The following is a 1,211-nucleotide window of genomic DNA, read 5'->3' as shown; positions in this document are numbered from 1 at the left end:
CGCAACGTACACTTTTCGTTCGTTGATTGGAGCAGATTAAGAAATGGCACGTAGCGAGAGATATGGATTTTCCGCTGAGCAGAAAGCAGAGCTTTGGAGGTTGTGGCGCAAAGGCGAAACTCTCAGCAAAATAGCCGTGGCTATCCAGAAACCAACGGGCACGGTTCATACGTTATTAGCCCGTAATGGGGGGATTTCCCCTCGAACCAGGCATCGATCACGGCTAGCCTTGACGCTTGGTGAGCGCGAAGAGATATCTCGGGGAGTCGCAGTTGGTCACTCTATTCGGCTCATCGCAACCCAGCTAAATCGCTCGCCCTCAACGATCAGCCGCGAGCTATCTCGAAATCGCGGCCGTGATTTTTATAGGGCAGCAGAGGCCGATGAGCAAGCTTGGGCGCGTGGCGTTAGACCCAAACCGTTCCGCTTAAACCAGTATCCTGAGCTGTGCGAACTTGTATCAAGCAAACTGAAGCTTTACTGGTCACCCGAGCAAATTGCTGGCTGGCTCAAACGCAAATATCCTGATGATCTTACGATGCAGATTTCTCATGAAACCCTTTATCGTTGCTTGTTCATACAGGCTCGCGGTGTCTTGAAAAAAGAACTGGTTGCTGTGTTGCGCTCCAGACGCATGATGCGCCGGGCGAAGTCGGCTACGAGCAAGGGACAACCCAGAGGGCATATCATCGATGCTGTTTCTATTAGTGAACGCCCAGCCGAAGCTTCAGATAGAGCCGTTCCCGGACATTGGGAAGGCGATCTTATTACCGGTTCCAAAAACAGTCATATTGCTACGTTGGTAGAACGTAGCACGCGCTTTTTGGTGCTTGTGCGAGTCGATGGGAAAGATACAAAAAGCGTGGTCGATGGGTTAATTCGAGAGGTCCGACAGTTACCGGAGCAACTATGGCGATCGCTAACATGGGATCGCGGTACAGAACTGGCCCAGCACAAGCGGTTCACCATGGATACCAATATCGATGTGTATTTTTGTGATCCCCGCAGCCCTTGGCAGCGGGGCACAAATGAAAATACCAATGGTTTGCTACGTCAGTACTTCCGCCCTGGTACTGACTTAAGTGGTTACAGCCAATCCGATCTTGATGCAGTAGCTTTGCAAATGAATCAGCGACCACGTGAAACCTTGGATTTTGAAACACCCGCTGATAGGTTGCAGCGACTCGTTGCGTTGACCGGTTGAGCCCGCC

At 51.4% G+C, this 1,211-nt stretch carries 1 protein-coding gene; it reads left to right on the top strand.

What is annotated here, in order from left to right:
• Nucleotides 1-43 precede the first annotated feature (43 nt).
• Nucleotides 44-1,204 (top strand): IS30 family transposase, encoded by a 1,161-nt coding sequence (locus ACKJSM_RS28635; RefSeq protein ID WP_410239536.1) that lies wholly within the window; start codon nt 44-46, stop codon nt 1,202-1,204.
• The last annotated feature ends 7 nt before the right edge of the window (nt 1,205-1,211 follow it).

The sequence above is a fragment of the Pseudomonas sp. PHC1 genome (assembly GCF_046487845.1).
In the GTDB taxonomy this organism is placed as follows: Bacteria; Pseudomonadota; Gammaproteobacteria; order Pseudomonadales; family Pseudomonadaceae; genus Aquipseudomonas; species Aquipseudomonas sputi.
This window is presented reverse-complemented; position numbering and strand designations above follow the sequence as displayed.